We start from the raw sequence: 17,310 nt of genomic DNA on the forward strand, positions 1-17,310 counted from the left end.
GAGGGGGTGAAGCTCCGTGTTGAAACGTTTTGTTCAACTTGCTTTTATTTTAATCGGAGCGTCTGCCGGGTACTACTTTGGGCCTAACTTGTTTGAGTTGCTTCAGGAATCGCCGCTCAATTTTGGAGAGGTACCTGCTCCTCGGTATGTAGGTGGAGGATTAGGTGCCATACTCCTATTTGTTTCTACACTATGGTTAACCAATAATGTAGTAAAGTGGATTCGTTGGAGCGAAGAGCGTTTGGTGAAAATACCGGCAGCAGATGGTTTATTTGGAATTATTGGTCTTATTACTGGTCTTATTGTTGCATTTTTAATTCAACAGCCGGTTTCGCAATTGCCGATTCCTGGCTTGAACAAAGTACTACCTATTATTATCTCGGGTTTATTCGGTTATCTGGGCTTTCGAGTTGGTTATAAAAAGCGAGATGAACTGATATCCATTTTTACGCGTGGTCGACAGAGTAAAAATGGAAGTAAGTCAGCTGAAGAAGAGATAGAAATATTTGAGCACAAAATTTTGGACACGAGTGTGATCATCGATGGTCGGATCGCTGATATTTGTAGGACTGGCTTTTTAGAAGGCACTTTGGTGATTCCTAGTTTTGTATTAGAAGAACTACAACATATTGCAGATTCTTCTGATGTGCTCAAACGAAATCGAGGACGACGTGGTCTTGATATATTGAACAAAATCCAAAAAGAATTAGATGTCAAAGTCTTGATTTATGAAGGAGACTTTGAAGATGTCCAGGAAGTAGATAGTAAACTTGTCAAATTGGCAAAGGTACTTTCCGGGAAAGTAGTTACCAATGACTTTAATTTAAATAAAGTATGTGAACTCCAGAAAGTAGGAGTCTTGAACATTAATGATTTAGCCAATGCTGTGAAACCGGTCGTATTACCTGGTGAAGAGATTAATGTTCAGGTGATTAAAGATGGTAAAGAGCATGACCAGGGAGTAGCTTACCTAGATGATGGTACCATGATTGTAATTGAAGGTGGCCGTGACTTTATCGGTGAGCGAATCGATGTATTAGTCACGAGTGTACTACAAACATCAGCTGGTAGAATGATCTTCGCAAAGCCGAAATTACTTGAGCGAGCCTTATAAGATCAAGTTGCTCTTATGGTAAATAGGATATGAATATGCGCCCGTACCGGTTTTTAACCGGCGGGCATTGCTGTTTTTAGAAAGGGGCTTTATAGCGTGAGTGTAGGCGTTATCATCCCTGCTGCTGGGACAGGCAGGCGCATGGGGACTGATCTTCATAAACAATACTTATCCATCGAGGGTACACCGATTTTGATTCATACATTACGCCGGTTTGCGTCTCATCCAGAAATACAAAAAATAATTGTGGCCGTACACGCACATGAGCAAACAAGGGCCGCCGAGCTGATAAGCGCATACCAATTAGACCATATTACAGAGGTGCATATTGGTGGGACTGAACGACAGGATAGTGTTCGGTTAAGTCTGATGCATTTACATACAGAGTGGGTCATCGTGCATGATGCTGTACGTCCTTTTATTACGCAGGAAGCGATTACATCTGTGATTAGCAATGTACAAACGCGAGGTGCGGTGATTTTGGCAGTTCCGATGAAAGATACCGTCAAACAAGTGACAGCGGACGGCATTGTGTCTTGTACACCTGATCGTAAAGAATTGTGGTCGGTACAGACGCCACAAGCATTTAAGCGGGAATGGTTAGAGGAAGCTCATGAGCAAGCTTTAAACAGAGCACGACCTGCAACGGATGATGCCATGTTGGTTGAAGAAATGGGCCATCCTGTTTATATTGTAGAAGGTGACTATACGAATATTAAAATTACAACCCCGGAAGATCTCTATTATGCAGATGCGATTATACAGATGAGGAGAAAATGATATGATTCGAATTGGACAAGGGTTTGATGTCCATCAATTTGAGCCTGGCCGCCCTTTAATACTAGGGGGTATTGAAATTCCCTATAACAAGGGACTAATCGGGCATTCGGATGCCGATGTCCTACTTCATACGATTACTGATGCAGCACTCGGCGCATTAGCACTTGGTGATATTGGTAAACACTTTCCTGATACGGATCCGCTATACAAAGATGCGGATAGTAAAAAATTACTCACACATATTTGGTCACTTATTAAAGAAAAAGGCTATCAATTAGGAAATGTAGATGCTACGATCATCGCCCAAAAACCTAAGATGGCCCCCTACATTCCTGCGATGCGTGAACAAATTGCTAATCTCTTAGAGGCGGACATCAGTCAGGTGAATGTGAAAGCGACGACAACCGAACAACTTGGCTTTGCGGGGCGTGAAGAAGGCATTGCGGCAATGGCTGTGATTTGTTTAGTGAAATTGACATAAAGGAGCATGAAGGATGATGGAAATTCGCACACGTTATGCACCAAGTCCAACCGGACATTTACATATTGGAGGGGCGCGTACGGCTTTATTTAGCTATCTACTAGCCAAAAAGCATGGAGGTCAATTTGTTGTCCGTATTGAGGATACCGATACGGAGCGAAATGTTGAGGGTGCAGACCTCGTCCAAATGAACATGTTAAAGTGGTTAGGCGTAAACTGGGATGAATCAGTGGATACAGATGGCCCATACAAACCATATCGCTGTATGGAGCGTATAGATATATACAATCGTTATATTGAACAACTATTAACAGAAGGCAAGGCTTATTATAGCTACGCGACGACCGAAGAGATTGAGCGTGAGAAAGAAGAACAAATCGCACGTGGGGAAGCACCGCGTTACAGTGGATGGGATCGAGATCTATCAGTTGATGAGCGGGAAAAATTTGAAGCAGAGGGACGAATTCCAAGTATTCGCTTCAAAGTACCGAGTGGGAAACAACTTGTCATTGAAGACGCGGTTCGTGGTCGTGTTCAATTTGAGTCGGATGATATTGGTGATTTTGTAATTCGTCGCCCGGATGGACGTCCGATGTACAACTTTGCTGTCGTAATTGACGATGCCTTGATGAAGATGAGTCATATCATTCGGGGCGAAGAACATCTCTCCAATACACCAAAGCAATTATTGATCTATGACGCACTAGGCTTTGACATCCCACAATTTGCACATGTTCCGCTTATCTTAAATGCTGAGGGCAAAAAAATGAGCAAACGGGATGAAACCATTATTCAATTTATTGATCAATATGAGGAGTTGGGATATCTTCCTGAGGCGATTGTGAATTTCATTGCTTTGTTAGGATGGTCACCAGCAGGTGAGAAAAATGAAGAAGAAATCTTTTCCATAGAAGAATTAACCGAGCTTTTCTCACTGGAACGGGTTTCAAAGGCACCTGCTATTTTTGATACGGGTAAATTAAACTGGATGAATGGGCAATATATCAAACAAGCATCATTAACACGAATTACCGATCTGGCGATCCCACATTTGGAGAAAGCCGGATATATTCAAGCACCTTATGCTGACGAAAAGCGAATTTGGGTGGAACGTTTGGTTGGCTTATATCAAGAGCAGATGGAATATGTGGCTGAAATTACAGAACTGGCTAGCATGTTCTTTGTGGAAGAGTTGTGCTATGATCAAGAAGCACAGACAATCTTGGAGCAAGAGCATATTAAGGAAGTTTTAGCTTCTTTCATAGCAAACATCCGAACAACAACCGAATTTGATCCAGAAACGATCAAAGGATTACTCAAAAAAGTTCAGAAAGAAACGGGATACAAAGGGAAGCAGCTATTTATGCCGATTCGTGTAGCGGTAACGGGGCAATCACAGGGTCCTGATCTGAGAGAATCCATTTCTTTAATCGGTGCTGACTTAGTTGTGAGACGATTGCAAGCCATTATTGACAATAAATAAAGCTTATTAGAAAATATAGTTAATCCATAAATCGTATATTATACAGTGACGAATAGGAGAGTAAGGCATGTCTAGGAATTACAGAGAGGGACGAACGGGTGGGAAATCCCATTTCTGATATGCTTGAAATGCACCTATGAGCTAACTTCTGAAAAGTGATGAGTAGGAAGTTCCGGAACCCACCGTTACGGGGATAGTTGGAATTCAGTTCTTTTATGAATTCAAGCAGAGTGGAACCGCGGAACTCTCCCGTCTCTGCAGCGATTATGCTGCAGAGATTTTTTTTACAAGTTTTTTGGATGCAGATGAGGAGGAGATCCAACATGTGGAGTAGACTAAAACACTTTCGAAGAGTGCTGCAATCAGATTTACAAGCGGTATTTGATCGAGATCCAGCTGCTAGAAATACGCTTGAGGTTGTGGTGACGTACGCTGGACTTCATGCGATATGGTCGCATCGGGTAGCGCATTTCTTGTATAAGAGAAGATGGTATTTTATCGCTCGTTTCATCTCACAAATTAGTCGCTTTTTTACAGGGATTGAAATTCATCCTGGAGCCCAGATTGGAAAGGGTTTTTTTATCGATCATGGTTCAGGTGTTGTCATTGGTGAAACGTGTGAAATTGGTGACCATGTTACCCTTTATCAGGGTGTAACTTTGGGGGGGACAGGTAAAGAAAAGGGGAAGCGCCATCCCACGATTGAGGATCATGTGATGATCGCTTCAGGTGCTAAGGTATTGGGCTCTATCCGAATTGGTAGATGTGTGAAAATTGGTGCGGGCTCTGTTGTATTACGTGATGTGCCACTCAATTCTACCGTTGTAGGTGTACCAGGGAGGGTGGTCATTCAAGACGGTGTTCGTGTACAAACGGACTTAGATCAAGTGAACTTGCCTGACCCTGTCACCGAGATGTTTCGAACCATGCAGGCTGAAATAACAAAGTTAAAAGCAGAAATACAAGAATTACGAAAGCAGAAAACAACGGATTCGAGTGAAAAAGGAGATGAGCAAGATGAACTTAAAAGTTTACAATACACAGACCAAAATTAAAGAAAAGCTTAATGTGGATGGAAATAAAAAAGTAACGATGTATGTATGCGGCCCCACTGTGTATAACTATATTCACATCGGGAATGCGAGGGCATTTACTTTCTTTGATGTGGTAAGACGATATTTAGAGCACACTGGTTTTCAAGTGACCTATGTACAAAACTTTACCGATGTAGATGATCGCTTAATTGAGGAATCAAAGCAAACGGGAGAAGCTGTTCCTGTGATTGCTGAAAAATATATTGAAGCTTACTTTGCGGATATGGACGGTATGGGTGTAAAGCGTGCTGACATACATCCACGTGCTACAGAACATATTACGGAGATGATCGAAGCGATACAAGTATTAATAGAAAAAGGATATGCCTATGAAAAGAACGGCGACATCTATTTCCGTACAAACGCAAAAAAAGATTATGGCAAGTTAACACATCAGTCACGGACAGACTTAAAAACAGGTGTTCGGATTGAAGTGAATGAAGAAAAAGAAGATCCGACAGACTTTGCACTATGGAAGAATGCCAAACCAGGTGAGATTAGCTGGAAATCACCATGGGGAGAAGGTAGACCGGGCTGGCATATTGAGTGCTCTGTGATGGCGCGTAAATACTTGGGAGATACAATTGACATTCATGCTGGAGGGATTGACCTATGCTTCCCGCATCACGAAAATGAGATTGCACAGAGTGAGGCGTGGACAGATCAGCCCTTTGTCCGTTATTGGATGCATAATGAATACATTAATATGGGCGCAGAGAAAATGTCAAAGTCGCTTGGGAACGTAAAGCGTGTGGTGGATCTCAGAAAACATTATTCACAAGCTGCACTTCGTTACTTTATTCTCTCTGTACATTATCGAAATCCAATTTCTTTCACAGAAGAAGTGATGAATCAGGCTGAAGAGAGTGTAGCGAGAATGCAAACTGCTGCAAACAATCTGATTCACCGTATCGCATTTGCCCAGAGTGGTCAAATGGATCAAGCATTAGAACAAGAACTAGCTGGCTTTACAAATCGCTTTACAGAAGCGATGAATGATGATTTCAACACAGCGAATGCGATTAGTGTTATATTTGATGTTATTAAATTGAGTAATGAATGGGTAGCCAATTCAGTTGTAACACGAGAATCTTTAGGAGCAATCCAAGAATGGCTTAAAAAACATGGAGAAGATGTATTGGGTTTGGTACACTTCACAACGGAACAGCATCTTGATTCTGAAATTGAAGCACGCATAGCGGAGAGAGAATCGGCAAGACGCATTCGTGATTTTAAACGAGCGGATGAAATTAGAGATCACTTACAAGCAATGGGTATTGTTCTAGAAGATACAGCACAAGGTGTTAGGTGGAAGCGAAAATGAAAGCGATGAAACTGGGAGAACTTAATATGCCTATCAAACAATCTCCTAAAGAAATAGCCCCACAATTACTTGCGTACGTAGGGGATGCCGTATATGAAATCTATGTGCGTTATCACTTGCTTGCAAGGGGTGTGTTAAAGCCGAGTCGCCTGCAAAAAGAAGCAGTACGCTATGTATCTGCTTCTGCGCAGGCATTTGCAATACGGGCACTAGAGAATAGCTTAACAGAAGAGGAACAATGGATCTTTAAACGAGGCCGCAATGCAAAAACAGGCAGCGTCCCACGCAATGCTAGGGTAGTTGATTACCGATATAGTACAGGCATGGAAGCTTTAATTGGGTTCTTATATCTATCCGGAGCAGAAGAGCGGTTGGATGTCGTGATAAAGAAAATACTGGATAAAATTGAAGAAGGAGATTGAGACTGATGAGTGATTGGATTATAGGAAAACATGCCGTACAAGAAGCTCTAAAATCAGGTCGAGAAGTAGAAAAAATCGTTTTTGCTGAGGGGGTTAATAAACATAGTGTACAATCGATTATCAGCGATGCAAAAAGCAAACAAATCGCTTTTCAATGGGTACCACGCACTCGGTTAGATCAGTTGTCTGAACAAGGAAATCATCAAGGTGTAATCGCTCAAGTAGCAGCGTATCAATATGCCACCTTAGATGATCTATTTCGTGAAGCGGAACAAAAAAAAGAAATGCCTTTTTTTGTTATTCTCGATGGCATTGAAGATCCACATAATTTAGGCTCGATCTTGCGTACAGCTGATGCAGCGGGTGTACATGGTGTGATCATTCCAAAACGGCGTGCAGTTGGACTTACATCGGTAGTTGCCAAAACTTCAGCTGGGGCCATTGAACATGTACCAGTAGTTAGAGTTACAAATCTAAATCGTACGGTAGAAACATTGAAGACGAAGGGGATTTGGGTGTTAGGTACAGATGGTGATGCGAAAGCTTCTTATGAGAAACCCCAATACGATATGCCGATTGCCCTCATCATTGGAAATGAAGGAAAAGGGATTAGCCAGCAATTAAAAAAGAAGTGTGATTTTCTAGTTCGTATCCCGATGAAAGGAAAAATTTCATCCTTAAATGCATCGGTAGCTGCGGGTGTATTGATGTATCAAATCTTTCTAAACGGAAGAAAAAGCCATGGCTAAACGTGAAGAGTGGCTTATCGTGGATGGATATAATGTCATTGGGGCTATCTCCCCGATGCGATTACACCCAACTTATCTAGACGAAGAAAGAAACCATCTAATTCGCGACCTATCAGAGTATCAAGCTGTAACAGGTCAACAAGTCATTGTTGTTTTTGATGCGCATTTTACGAAGACCTCGGAAGTGAAATCAAAGCAGGAAAAAGTGACCATATATTATACACAATATGATGAGACTGCCGATGCGTTTATTGAGCGCTTCGTCAAAAAGCATAAAAATCCGTTTCGCGTAATTTATGTAGCGACTTCAGATCAGCTTGAGCAAAGAATTGTATTTGGACAAGGGGCATACCGCAAATCTGCGAGAGAACTTATCGAGGAAATTGAATTGTCTAAAAATAAACTGAGTAAAAAATTGGAGATTAAGAATACAAAAAAACCAAAAGGATCCCTAGCTGAAAGGCTAAGTGATGAATTGAAAAAAGAATTAGAAAAATTACGGAGGAAAAAATAGGATAAAAATTGACCTTTTTGCATCAATTCAGATATAATATTTTTATTGACGCTCTAGTGCTACATTGTCAGGAGGGAATGCAGTGAGTGTAAATCTACAGATTAGTCATGCAATCGATTTAGATGTCATAACTGACTACACAACTTTAACTGACGAAGATTTAGTATGTGGCGTACGAATAGGTGATCAGGAAGCGCTTGAACATTTGATTAATAAGTACAAAAATTTTGTTAGGGCAAAAGCGAGATCATATTTTTTAATTGGAGCAGACCATGAGGATATTGTGCAAGAAGGTATGATCGGGTTGTATAAAGCAATTCGTGATTTTAGAGGGGACAAGCTAGCTTCTTTTAAAGCTTTTGCAGAACTATGCATTACGCGCCAAATTATCACGGCAATTAAAACAGCAACTCGGCAAAAGCACATCCCTCTTAATTCTTATGTATCATTGGACAAGCCTGCCTATGATGATGATACAGATCGAACGTTACTTGATAAGATTCCAGGCACCTTATCCAATCCAGAAGAAATTTATATTAATCAAGAAGAGTATAGCGATATTGAGGATAAAATAGCCAAGATATTAAGCGATCTCGAGAAAAAAGTATTAATGTTATATCTGGATGGACGTTCATACCAAGAAATTGCAGTCGATTTAAATCGCCACGTAAAATCAATTGATAATGCATTACAACGGGTAAAAAGGAAGTTAGAGAGATATCTAGAAATTCGAGAAATCTCCCTGTAAGCAAAAAAAAATAGGATTGCGGTAGACCAACAAAAAACAGGCGGCCACCTGTTTTTTTGTTTAACTCCTAATAAAATAGGATTTCGACAAAAAACAGCAAATTCCTCTCAAACTCTACAAAAAAATTTAATTAACAGGAAAGGAAAAAGGGGTGGGCGATACACCAACATGAAGAATCCATTCGAAAGTAAACGATTTTGAACTGAATCACAACCTAATTTTGTAAGATCCATAAAGCGGGTTTAAAAAAAGGACAGCTTCCCATATAATGTAATGATAGGAGTATCTGCATTCATTGACATTGACGACATTGGTATGATAGTATACTTTGGATGTTTTATCTCCTAAATGGCCGTGATTATTCTAACCTTAGATGCACATATGAGGAATGGATAGGCTGTGGACGAATGAGGCTTCGTGTGCGCCTTCGTACTTTGTTACGTAAAGCCCCTATGCGAAATAGGAGTAACGCAAATAATCTCACATAGAACGTTGATTGAATAAGAGGAGGTGTCGGCATGCGGGTAAACATTACTATGGCTTGCACGGATTGTCGTGATCGTAATTATGCGTTGACAAAAAATAAACGAAAGCATCCAGACCGGATGGAACTTCGTAAATATTGCCCACGTTGCAATGCCCACACGGTACATCGTGAAACGAAGTAATAACGTTTGAAGCAAATGGGGGTGCAATTCATGGCCGTTTTTGGCAGTATTGGTCGTGGTGTTCGTAAAAGCGTGTCTGGAACGACAGGTTTTTTTCGCGGCAGTGTACAAGAACTAAAAAAAGTGAAATGGCCAACTCGTAAAGAGATGGTTGCCTATACTTCAGTCGTTATCTTTACTATCATTATTCTCACTCTATTTTTAGGTGTGATTGATTTAGGTTTGAGTGAATTGGTCAAATTGATTTACAATAAAGCCTAAGCAAAAAAGGGTGAAGGATTAAGGGGGGACAGGGTTTAACCCTGATTAGCATGGAGAAAAATTGGTATGTGGTTCACACGTATTCGGGCTACGAGAATAAGGTGAAGGCGAATCTGGAAAAGCGGCTTCACTCCATGGAGATGGAGGATAAGATATTTCGTGTCCTAGTTCCAATGGAAGAAGAAGTAGAGCATAAAGATGGTAAGAAAAAAACCGTTATGCGTAAAGTCTTTCCGGGGTATGTACTCGTCGAAATGGTCATGACTGATGACTCGTGGTATGTTGTGCGAAACACACCCGGTGTGACCGGCTTTGTTGGTTCTTCTGGCGCAGGATCTAAACCAACTCCCCTTATGCCGGATGAGGCGGTGACGATTTTACGCCAAATGGGAGTAGACGAAACCCGTACAACATCCGACTTTGCTGTAGGTGAAAGCGTCAAAGTACAAGAGGGGCCATTTGCTGATTTTGTAGGGAAAATCGAAGAAATTGACAATGACCGCTCGAAATTAAAAGTTCTTGTCAACATGTTTGGACGAGAAACCCCTGTAGAACTTGATTTTGGACAGGTGGAAAAAATTTAAAGAACGTATCGCTTTTGTTCCCGGATGGATTATGTTAAAGTAATACTGTTAAAAACCCCTGTCTTCGGGGTGAGTGTAAGTTGAGCTACTTATGTAGAGCGCTTGCCTATCCGTGGGAGGGTGAAACCCGAGAAAACCACAACGTTTGAAGGAGGTTGGTTAGCATGGCCAAAAAAGTGATTAAAGTGGTCAAGCTGCAAATTCCTGCTGGTAAAGCGAATCCTGCACCACCAGTAGGTCCCGCTCTAGGTCAGGCTGGAGTAAACATTATGGGCTTCTGTAAAGAATTTAATGCCCGTACTGCTGAACAAGCTGGATTAATTATTCCAGTAGAAATTACAGTTTTTGAAGATCGTTCGTTTACATTTATAACGAAAACACCACCGGCTGCGGTATTACTGAAAAAAGCTGCTGGAATTCAGTCTGGTTCAGGTGAGCCAAACAAAACTAAAGTAGCTACAGTAAAACGCGATAAAGTGCGTGAAATTGCTGAATCCAAAATGCCAGACTTAAACGCAGCTAACGTAGAAGCTGCAATGCGTATGGTTGAAGGAACAGCTCGCAGCATGGGAATTATTGTAGAAGATTAAGTGAAGAAAAAACTGCTTGTGCCACGAGCGGTTTTGACTTGTGGGAGGACTATCCGCTACGACCACGAAGGGAGGAATTAATGTGGCTAAACATGGTAAAAAGTATGTTGAAGCACAGAAGAAAGTTGATAACGAAAAGATTTATGAGCCACAAGAAGCATTAGAGCTCGTAAAAGAGATTTCTACTGCAAAATTTGATGAGTCTGTAGAAGTGGCATTCCGTCTTGGAATCGACACTAAAAAAGCAGACCAACAAGTAAGAGGTGCAGTTGTTTTACCTCACGGTACAGGTAAATCAAAGCGTGTCTTGGTATTTGCAAAAGGTGAAAAAGCCAAAGAAGCAGAACAAGCAGGTGCTGATTTTGTAGGTGATGAGGACCTCATTAACAAAGTAAACCAAGGTTGGTTTGACTTTGATGTTGTTGTTGCTACACCAGACATGATGGGACAAGTCGGTCGTTTAGGTCGTGTACTTGGACCAAAAGGTCTAATGCCAAACCCGAAAACGGGAACGGTAACATTTGAAGTAGCAAAAGCTGTTGAGGAAATCAAAGCGGGTAAAATTGAATACCGTGCTGATAAGTCTGGTAACATTCATGCTGCAATTGGTAAAGTCTCCTTCTCTATTGAGAAGCTATCTGAAAATCTGCAAACTTTAGCTGACGCGCTTGTAAAAGCAAAGCCAGCCGCTTCAAAAGGGATTTATATGAAGAGTGTAACTGTTTCTTCTACAATGGGCCCTGGTGTGACAGTAAACGGAACACGTTTATCTGCTCGTTAAGCTAAAGTTTCGATTTGACAACTACGAGTAAAAAGAGTAACCTATTAGCGTTGATAAAATCGGATATAAGTTGAACCGTAGACAGTAGGTGCATACGCCAGTATGCTTAATTTCCTACCGAGGGGAAATAGGGTAGGTCTTTACTTATCACTAGCGCCTTCGTATGTCTGCGGAGGCTTTTTCTAATGCCGAATTACGCTGTATGAGGAGGTGTCTCAATGTCTAAAGCGATTGAGTTAAAAAAGCAAAAAGTAGCTGAGATTGTCGAGTTGTTTCAAAACAGCAAAAGTACAATTGTAACCGACTATCGTGGTTTGAACGTGAAGCAAGTGACAGAACTTCGTAAAGAGCTTCGTGAAGCTGGTGTTGAGTTTCATGTGTTGAAGAACACATTAACGAAACGTGCAACCGATGAAGTAAACTTGTCTGAGCTACACGACAAATTAGAAGGTCCAAGTGCGATTGCATTTAGTGCAGAAGATGTTGTAGCTCCAGCTAAAATCTTGCACAAATTTGCTAAAGAAAACAAAGACCTCGAAATCAAAGCTGGTGTGGTTGAAGGTAAAGTCGTAGGAATGGAAGAGATTAAGGCTTTGGCCGATCTACCATCCCGCGAAGGTCTTCTTTCTATGCTACTTTCCGTTTTACAAGCTCCAGTGCGCAACTTTGCGCTTGCTGTTCAAGCAGTGGCTGATAAAGAGGACGAAAGTACTTCAGAAGCAGCTGCTGAGTAATAAAATTTTATTAATGATGAATTACAAGGAGGATTACAGCTATGTCTAACGAACAAATCATTGAAGCGATTAAAGGCATGAGTGTTCTAGAATTGAACGATTTAGTAAAAGCGATTGAAGAAGAATTTGGTGTAACTGCAGCTGCTCCAGTAGCAGTAGTAGGTGGCGCAGGAGCTGGTGAAGCAGCTGCTGAGCAAACAGAATTTGATGTTATCCTTACTGGTGCAGGATCTTCCAAAATCAATGTAATTAAAGCGGTTCGCGGAATTACAGGTCTTGGACTTAAAGAAGCAAAAGCACTTGTTGATGGTACTCCTGCTCCTGTTAAGGAAGGCGTATCTAAAGAAGACGCTGAAAAAGTTAAAGCAGAACTCGAAGAAGCTGGTGCTTCAGTAGAATTGAAATAGTAATCAATAAATGACCCGGCGCCCACCGCGGCGGGTCATTCCATTATCATGCTAGTACTCTCTACTTATTTCTACTTCGATTGATTCCACATTTTGCTGGGTTGCAGTTTGATGACTAAGGAGGTTCCTATCATGAGCGACCACTATTTCTCTCCTAGACCTGCTTCGAAAAGAGAAGATCGAACATTTCAAGCTGAAATCCTAGGTGACTCCTTTATATTCCAAACAGATGCGGGCGTTTTTTCGAAGAAGGGTGTGGATTTTGGTAGTCGTTTGCTCTTAGAGACAGTGGAAATTACTCCTTCGATTCGATCTATACTTGATCTAGGTTGTGGCTACGGATTAATTGGAACTGTGCTGGCAAAAGTCTACGCACAAGATAACATTACGATGGCAGATGTAAACGAGCGAGCAGTAACACTCGCTACTGAAAATGCAGTTCGTAATGGGGTATCAAATCAGACAAAGCAATTGGTTAGCGATGGCTTTCAAGCACTAGATGAACAATGTTTTGATCTCATCTTACTTAACCCACCTATTCGGACGGGTAAAGAAAATGTATATCGATTGTTTGCGGAAGCTTACGAACACTTGAATCCAAATGGTAGTTTATGGATTGTGATTCGCAAAAAGCAGGGAGCTGCCTCAGCCTTCAAAGAACTTGAGCGCTTATCCTCAGAAGTGATCATACGCAAACAGAAAAAAGGATTTGAAATTTTGCAAGTGGTAAAAGATTGACTTCTTTTTTCGCTTGTGATAGTGTTTTAAATTGCAGTAAGTGTAGTAAGTACGAGTGAAGTTTTTATACAAAATTATCTTATATTAATTGGTTTATTTTACCAGTTAACTGGATAAGATAGGAAAATAGTCGTTATTAGCTGGAAAAATGAGGTTCTTATGGTAACCCTTTTTCTTTTTTTACTTATTCGGTGATATTTTGTGCTTTTTACTGGGTACGAGGGGGGAGTTCGTTTGGCTGGAAAAATGATCCCATGTGGACGTCGGCAACGTCGGAGTTATGCTCGTATTAACGAGGTATTGGAACTGCCGAATTTGATTGAGATACAACAAGAGTCGTACCAGTGGTTTTTAGACGAAGGTTTAAGAGAAATGTTTCAAGATATTTCTCCTATTGAAGACTTTACTGGTAATTTGGTGTTAGAGTTTATCGATTATAATTTGGGTGAGCCTAAATATAATGTGGAAGAAGCAAAAGAACACCAAGTAACATATTCTGCACCTTTACGTGTTAAAGTTCGCTTAATCAATAAAGAGACGGGCGAAGTGAAAGAGCAAGAAGTATTTATGGGTGACTTCCCATTAATGACAGAAACAGGCACATTTATTATAAATGGTGCGGAACGAGTAATTGTTAGCCAATTAATTCGTTCTTCCAGTGTTTATTATAACACGAAAGTAGATAAAAACGGTAAACCATCTTACACAGCTACCGTTATTCCAAATCGTGGTGCATGGCTAGAGTTGGAGACCGACGCGAAGGATATCGTGTATGTACGTATTGATCGTACCAGAAAGATACCTGTGACGGTTCTTTTGCGTGCATTAGGCTTTAGTAGTGACGCGGAGATTCTCGAGTTATTTGGTGATGATGAGTATCTACGAAATTCACTCGATAAAGATAACACTGGAAATACCGAAAAAGCACTGATTGAGATATATGAACGGTTACGTCCGGGGGAACCGCCAACAGCTGATAACTCACGTAGTTTGCTGTTTGCACGTTTCTTTGATCCTAAGCGTTATGATCTAGCGAATGTAGGCCGATACAAGATAAATAAGAAATTGCACATTAAAAACCGCCTTCTGAACCAAAAGCTAGCAGAAGATATCGTAGATCCAAATGATCCTTCTCAAATTTTGGTAGAAGCAGGAACTGTGCTTGAGCGTCGTGTATTAGACAAGGTGCTACCTTACTTAACAGGAGAAAATCCATTTGGGTTTGCTGAGCATGCTGTTCGTGGTGGAGTGCCAGGGGATGAACCTGTCCCGCTACAAACAGTTTCCATCTACGCACCACATGATGAGGGAAAAGTTATTAAAGTGATTTCTAATGCGGAGGTAGATGATTCAGTTAAGAACATTACACCGGCAGATATTATCGCGTCCATTAGTTATTTCTTTAATTTACTATATGATGTAGGGGCAACGGACGACATTGATCACTTAGGAAATCGTCGTCTACGTTCTGTGGGAGAGCTTTTACAAAACCAGTTTCGGATTGGTTTGTCTCGTATGGAGCGTGTGGTTCGTGAAAGAATGTCGATTCAAGATGCAAATGCGATTACGCCACAGGCACTTATTAATATTCGTCCTGTTATCGCTTCTATTAAGGAGTTTTTTGGAAGCAGTCAGTTGTCGCAGTTTATGGATCAGACAAATCCACTAGCTGAACTTACGCATAAACGCCGTTTGTCTGCACTTGGACCTGGTGGTCTAACACGGGAACGAGCTGGATTTGAAGTGCGTGACGTGCATCACTCTCACTATGGCCGGATGTGTCCGATTGAAACGCCAGAGGGACCGAACATTGGACTTATCAACTCTTTATCCAGTTTTGCTCGTATTAATGCCTATGGTTTTATCGAGACGCCATATCGACGGGTTGACCCTGATACTGGAGTGGTAACCAACCAGATTGATTACCTTACAGCGGATGAAGAAGATAATTACTATGTTGCTCAGGCAAATGCGCCTCTAAGCGATGATGGTACTTTTGCTTCAGAAATGGTTACGGTTCGGGACGAAGAAGAAGTGATTCAAGTGCCTCGTGATCGTGTTGATTACATGGATGTGTCTCCAAAACAAGTGGTTTCTGTGGCTACAGCATGTATTCCGTTCTTAGAGAATGACGATTCTAACCGTGCATTGATGGGATCTAACATGCAGCGACAAGCCGTTCCACTATTGATTCCGGAAGCACCATTTATCGGAACGGGTATGGAGCATATTGCTGCACGTGACTCAGGAGTTATGATTCGTGCGCGTCGTCCTGGTGTGATTGAACGTGTAACGGCGGATGAAATTGCTGTGCGTCATGAAGAAGAGATTGATGGTCGTGTTGTAAAAGGGGATCTAGATCGTTACAAGGTGACGAAGTTCGCCCGCTCTAACCAAGGAACTGCGATTAATCAACGTCCTGTTGTGCGTCATGGTGAGCGTGTAAGCAGTGGTGATACACTTGCAGACGGTCCTTCGACTGAAATGGGCGAAATGGCACTCGGCCGAAACGTCGTGGTGGCATTCATGACTTGGGAAGGTTACAACTATGAGGATGCGATTCTGCTAAGTGAAAAACTTGTAAAAGAAGACGTATATACTTCTGTACACGTTGAAAAACACGAGTCAGAAGCGCGTGACACGAAGCTTGGACCAGAAGAAATTACGCGTGATATTCCAAATGTCGGTGAAGACGCACTGAAAAACTTGGATGAACGTGGCATTATTCGTGTAGGTGCTGAGATTAAACCAGGTGATATCTTAGTGGGTAAAGTGACACCGAAAGGTGTAACTGAGCTTACTGCTGAGGAACGTCTTTTACACGCCATCTTTGGTGAAAAAGCACGTGAAGTACGAGATACTTCCTTACGTGTACCACATGGACAAGACGGCATTGTTGTTGATGTAAAAGTATTTTCCCGTGAAAATGGCGATGAACTAGCGCCTGGTGTTAATCAATTAGTGCGTGTATATATTGCGCAAAAACGTAAGATCTCCGAAGGGGATAAAATGGCTGGAAGGCATGGAAATAAAGGGGTTATTGCTCGCATTATGCCTGAGGAAGATATGCCGTTCTTACCAGATGGTAGACCCGTAGAGGTTGTATTAAATCCGCTTGGGGTTCCATCGCGTATGAATATCGGTCAGGTTCTTGAAGTACATTTGGGAATGGCGGCCAAAACATTAGGTCTTCATATCGCTACCCCAGTATTTGATGGTGCGACTGAGGAAGATGTATTTGATACGTTACGTGAAGCTGGCCTAGATGATGACGGAAAAACGCAATTGTTTGATGGTAGAACAGGAGAGCCGATGGAAAATCGTGTTACTGTGGGTGTCATGTATATGATTAAACTGGCACATATGGTTGATGATAAAATTCATGCGCGTTCGACTGGACCCTACTCACTTGTTACCCAGCAACCGCTCGGGGGTAAAGCTCAGTTTGGTGGTCAAAGATTTGGTGAGATGGAGGTATGGGCACTTGAAGCTTATGGTGCTGCCTATACGCTTCAGGAAATCTTAACGGTTAAATCTGATGACGTCGTAGGACGTGTTAAAACGTATGAAGCGATTGTAAAAGGTGAAAATGTACCGGAACCAGGCGTTCCAGAATCGTTTAAGGTATTGATTAAGGAATTGCAAAGCTTGGCGATGGACGTTAAGATCTTGGCTGAAGATGAGCAAGAAATTGAAATGCGTGAGTTAGATGACGATGAGGAACTGGATGAAGATAAACTCGGTTTAGAGTTAGAGAAAGAAGAAGAAGCGAAGTCAACTTCATAATTGTAGGATGTGGGTCCCTGTAGTTGACGGGATGTATCCTTAAGGGAGGGAT

Annotated in this window: 19 protein-coding genes and 2 other annotated features; all 19 genes read left to right on the top strand. The window is 41.6% G+C overall.

The window, feature by feature from the left end:
- The first annotated feature begins 16 nt into the window (after nt 1-16).
- Entirely contained in the window at nt 17-1,114 is a 1,098-nt protein-coding gene (locus tag IC619_RS13030) for a PIN domain-containing protein (protein WP_191140677.1), read from the top strand.
- A 96-nt stretch (nt 1,115-1,210) separates the two neighbouring features.
- Nucleotides 1,211-1,894 carry a 2-C-methyl-D-erythritol 4-phosphate cytidylyltransferase gene (ispD, locus tag IC619_RS13035; RefSeq protein ID WP_191140676.1) on the top strand — a complete coding sequence of 228 codons (684 nt, stop codon included), beginning with the start codon at nt 1,211-1,213 and terminating at the stop codon, nt 1,892-1,894.
- A gap of 1 nt (nt 1,895) precedes the next feature.
- Nucleotides 1,896-2,375 (top strand): 2-C-methyl-D-erythritol 2,4-cyclodiphosphate synthase, encoded by a 480-nt coding sequence (gene ispF / locus IC619_RS13040; protein WP_191140675.1) that lies wholly within the window; start codon nt 1,896-1,898, stop codon nt 2,373-2,375.
- A gap of 13 nt (nt 2,376-2,388) precedes the next feature.
- Nucleotides 2,389-3,858, top strand: coding sequence for a glutamate--tRNA ligase (gene gltX / locus IC619_RS13045; protein ID WP_191140674.1), 1,470 nt, complete (start codon nt 2,389-2,391; stop codon nt 3,856-3,858).
- 39 nt (nt 3,859-3,897) lie between these two features.
- Nucleotides 3,898-4,118: a binding site (T-box leader), on the top strand.
- Nucleotides 4,119-4,181: 63 nt separating this feature from the next.
- Complete coding sequence (gene cysE, locus IC619_RS13050) at nt 4,182-4,913, top strand: serine O-acetyltransferase (protein WP_191140673.1); 732 nt, start codon at nt 4,182-4,184, stop codon at nt 4,911-4,913.
- Nucleotides 4,876-6,276: a cysteine--tRNA ligase gene (cysS, locus tag IC619_RS13055; RefSeq protein ID WP_191140672.1), complete on the top strand. Its 1,401-nt coding sequence runs from the start codon at nt 4,876-4,878 to the stop codon at nt 6,274-6,276. The genes cysE and cysS overlap by 38 nt, the downstream gene beginning before the upstream one ends.
- A complete protein-coding gene (locus IC619_RS13060; protein ID WP_191140671.1) occupies nt 6,273-6,698 on the top strand; it encodes a Mini-ribonuclease 3 in 426 nt (141 codons plus the stop codon). The genes cysS and IC619_RS13060 overlap by 4 nt, the downstream gene beginning before the upstream one ends.
- 2 nt (nt 6,699-6,700) lie before the next feature.
- On the top strand, nt 6,701-7,447 hold the full coding sequence (gene rlmB / locus IC619_RS13065) for a 23S rRNA (guanosine(2251)-2'-O)-methyltransferase RlmB (protein WP_191140708.1): 747 nt from the start codon (nt 6,701-6,703) through the stop codon (nt 7,445-7,447).
- The gene (locus IC619_RS13070) at nt 7,440-7,961 is read left to right on the top strand and encodes an NYN domain-containing protein (RefSeq protein ID WP_191140670.1); all 522 of its coding nucleotides are present in this window, start codon (nt 7,440-7,442) and stop codon (nt 7,959-7,961) included. The genes rlmB and IC619_RS13070 overlap by 8 nt, the downstream gene beginning before the upstream one ends.
- 100 nt (nt 7,962-8,061) lie before the next feature.
- Nucleotides 8,062-8,709: an RNA polymerase sporulation sigma factor SigH gene (sigH, locus tag IC619_RS13075; protein ID WP_347239802.1), complete on the top strand. Its 648-nt coding sequence runs from the start codon at nt 8,062-8,064 to the stop codon at nt 8,707-8,709.
- A 518-nt stretch (nt 8,710-9,227) separates the two neighbouring features.
- A complete protein-coding gene (gene rpmG, locus IC619_RS13080) occupies nt 9,228-9,377 on the top strand; it encodes a 50S ribosomal protein L33 (protein WP_191140668.1) in 150 nt (49 codons plus the stop codon).
- Nucleotides 9,378-9,407: 30 nt separating this feature from the next.
- Entirely contained in the window at nt 9,408-9,638 is a 231-nt protein-coding gene (gene secE, locus IC619_RS13085; RefSeq protein ID WP_191140667.1) for a preprotein translocase subunit SecE, read from the top strand.
- A 50-nt stretch (nt 9,639-9,688) separates the two neighbouring features.
- Nucleotides 9,689-10,222 carry a transcription termination/antitermination protein NusG gene (gene nusG / locus IC619_RS13090; protein ID WP_191140666.1) on the top strand — a complete coding sequence of 178 codons (534 nt, stop codon included), beginning with the start codon at nt 9,689-9,691 and terminating at the stop codon, nt 10,220-10,222.
- A 164-nt stretch (nt 10,223-10,386) separates the two neighbouring features.
- Nucleotides 10,387-10,812, top strand: a complete 426-nt coding sequence (gene rplK / locus IC619_RS13095) for a 50S ribosomal protein L11 (RefSeq protein ID WP_191140707.1) — start codon at nt 10,387-10,389, stop codon at nt 10,810-10,812.
- A 40-nt stretch (nt 10,813-10,852) separates the two neighbouring features.
- Nucleotides 10,853-11,593: a 50S ribosomal protein L1 gene (gene rplA, locus IC619_RS13100; RefSeq protein WP_347239801.1), complete on the top strand. Its 741-nt coding sequence runs from the start codon at nt 10,853-10,855 to the stop codon at nt 11,591-11,593.
- A 57-nt stretch (nt 11,594-11,650) separates the two neighbouring features.
- Nucleotides 11,651-11,785: a sequence feature (ribosomal protein L10 leader region), on the top strand.
- A 26-nt stretch (nt 11,786-11,811) separates the two neighbouring features.
- Nucleotides 11,812-12,327: a 50S ribosomal protein L10 gene (gene rplJ / locus IC619_RS13105; RefSeq protein WP_191140664.1), complete on the top strand. Its 516-nt coding sequence runs from the start codon at nt 11,812-11,814 to the stop codon at nt 12,325-12,327.
- A 41-nt stretch (nt 12,328-12,368) separates the two neighbouring features.
- Nucleotides 12,369-12,734 carry a 50S ribosomal protein L7/L12 gene (rplL, locus tag IC619_RS13110; RefSeq protein ID WP_191140663.1) on the top strand — a complete coding sequence of 122 codons (366 nt, stop codon included), beginning with the start codon at nt 12,369-12,371 and terminating at the stop codon, nt 12,732-12,734.
- 132 nt (nt 12,735-12,866) lie between these two features.
- A complete protein-coding gene (locus tag IC619_RS13115; RefSeq protein WP_191140662.1) occupies nt 12,867-13,472 on the top strand; it encodes a class I SAM-dependent methyltransferase in 606 nt (201 codons plus the stop codon).
- Between the two features lie 246 nt (nt 13,473-13,718).
- Nucleotides 13,719-17,258: a DNA-directed RNA polymerase subunit beta gene (rpoB, locus tag IC619_RS13120; protein WP_430624114.1), complete on the top strand. Its 3,540-nt coding sequence runs from the start codon at nt 13,719-13,721 to the stop codon at nt 17,256-17,258.
- The last annotated feature ends 52 nt before the right edge of the window (nt 17,259-17,310 follow it).

This window comes from Polycladospora coralii (assembly GCF_014773435.2).
Classification (GTDB): domain Bacteria; phylum Bacillota; class Bacilli; order Thermoactinomycetales; family Thermoactinomycetaceae; genus Polycladospora; species Polycladospora coralii.

What these genes read in the sequence shown, in the direction of transcription:
- ispF (WP_191140675.1), top strand. Translation starts at nt 1,896, where the DNA reads ATGATTCGAATTGGACAAGGGTTTGATGTCCATCAATTTGAGCCTGGC.
- gltX (WP_191140674.1), top strand. Translation starts at nt 2,389, where the DNA reads ATGATGGAAATTCGCACACGTTATGCACCAAGTCCAACCGGACATTTA.
- cysE (WP_191140673.1), top strand. Translation starts at nt 4,182, where the DNA reads ATGTGGAGTAGACTAAAACACTTTCGAAGAGTGCTGCAATCAGATTTA.
- cysS (WP_191140672.1), top strand. Translation starts at nt 4,876, where the DNA reads ATGAACTTAAAAGTTTACAATACACAGACCAAAATTAAAGAAAAGCTT.
- IC619_RS13060 (WP_191140671.1), top strand. Translation starts at nt 6,273, where the DNA reads ATGAAAGCGATGAAACTGGGAGAACTTAATATGCCTATCAAACAATCT.
- IC619_RS13070 (WP_191140670.1), top strand. Translation starts at nt 7,440, where the DNA reads ATGGCTAAACGTGAAGAGTGGCTTATCGTGGATGGATATAATGTCATT.
- rpmG (WP_191140668.1), top strand. Translation starts at nt 9,228, where the DNA reads ATGCGGGTAAACATTACTATGGCTTGCACGGATTGTCGTGATCGTAAT.
- secE (WP_191140667.1), top strand. Translation starts at nt 9,408, where the DNA reads ATGGCCGTTTTTGGCAGTATTGGTCGTGGTGTTCGTAAAAGCGTGTCT.
- nusG (WP_191140666.1), top strand. Translation starts at nt 9,689, where the DNA reads ATGGAGAAAAATTGGTATGTGGTTCACACGTATTCGGGCTACGAGAAT.
- rplK (WP_191140707.1), top strand. Translation starts at nt 10,387, where the DNA reads ATGGCCAAAAAAGTGATTAAAGTGGTCAAGCTGCAAATTCCTGCTGGT.
- rplJ (WP_191140664.1), top strand. Translation starts at nt 11,812, where the DNA reads ATGTCTAAAGCGATTGAGTTAAAAAAGCAAAAAGTAGCTGAGATTGTC.
- rplL (WP_191140663.1), top strand. Translation starts at nt 12,369, where the DNA reads ATGTCTAACGAACAAATCATTGAAGCGATTAAAGGCATGAGTGTTCTA.
- IC619_RS13115 (WP_191140662.1), top strand. Translation starts at nt 12,867, where the DNA reads ATGAGCGACCACTATTTCTCTCCTAGACCTGCTTCGAAAAGAGAAGAT.
- rpoB (WP_430624114.1), top strand. Translation starts at nt 13,719, where the DNA reads ATGATCCCATGTGGACGTCGGCAACGTCGGAGTTATGCTCGTATTAAC.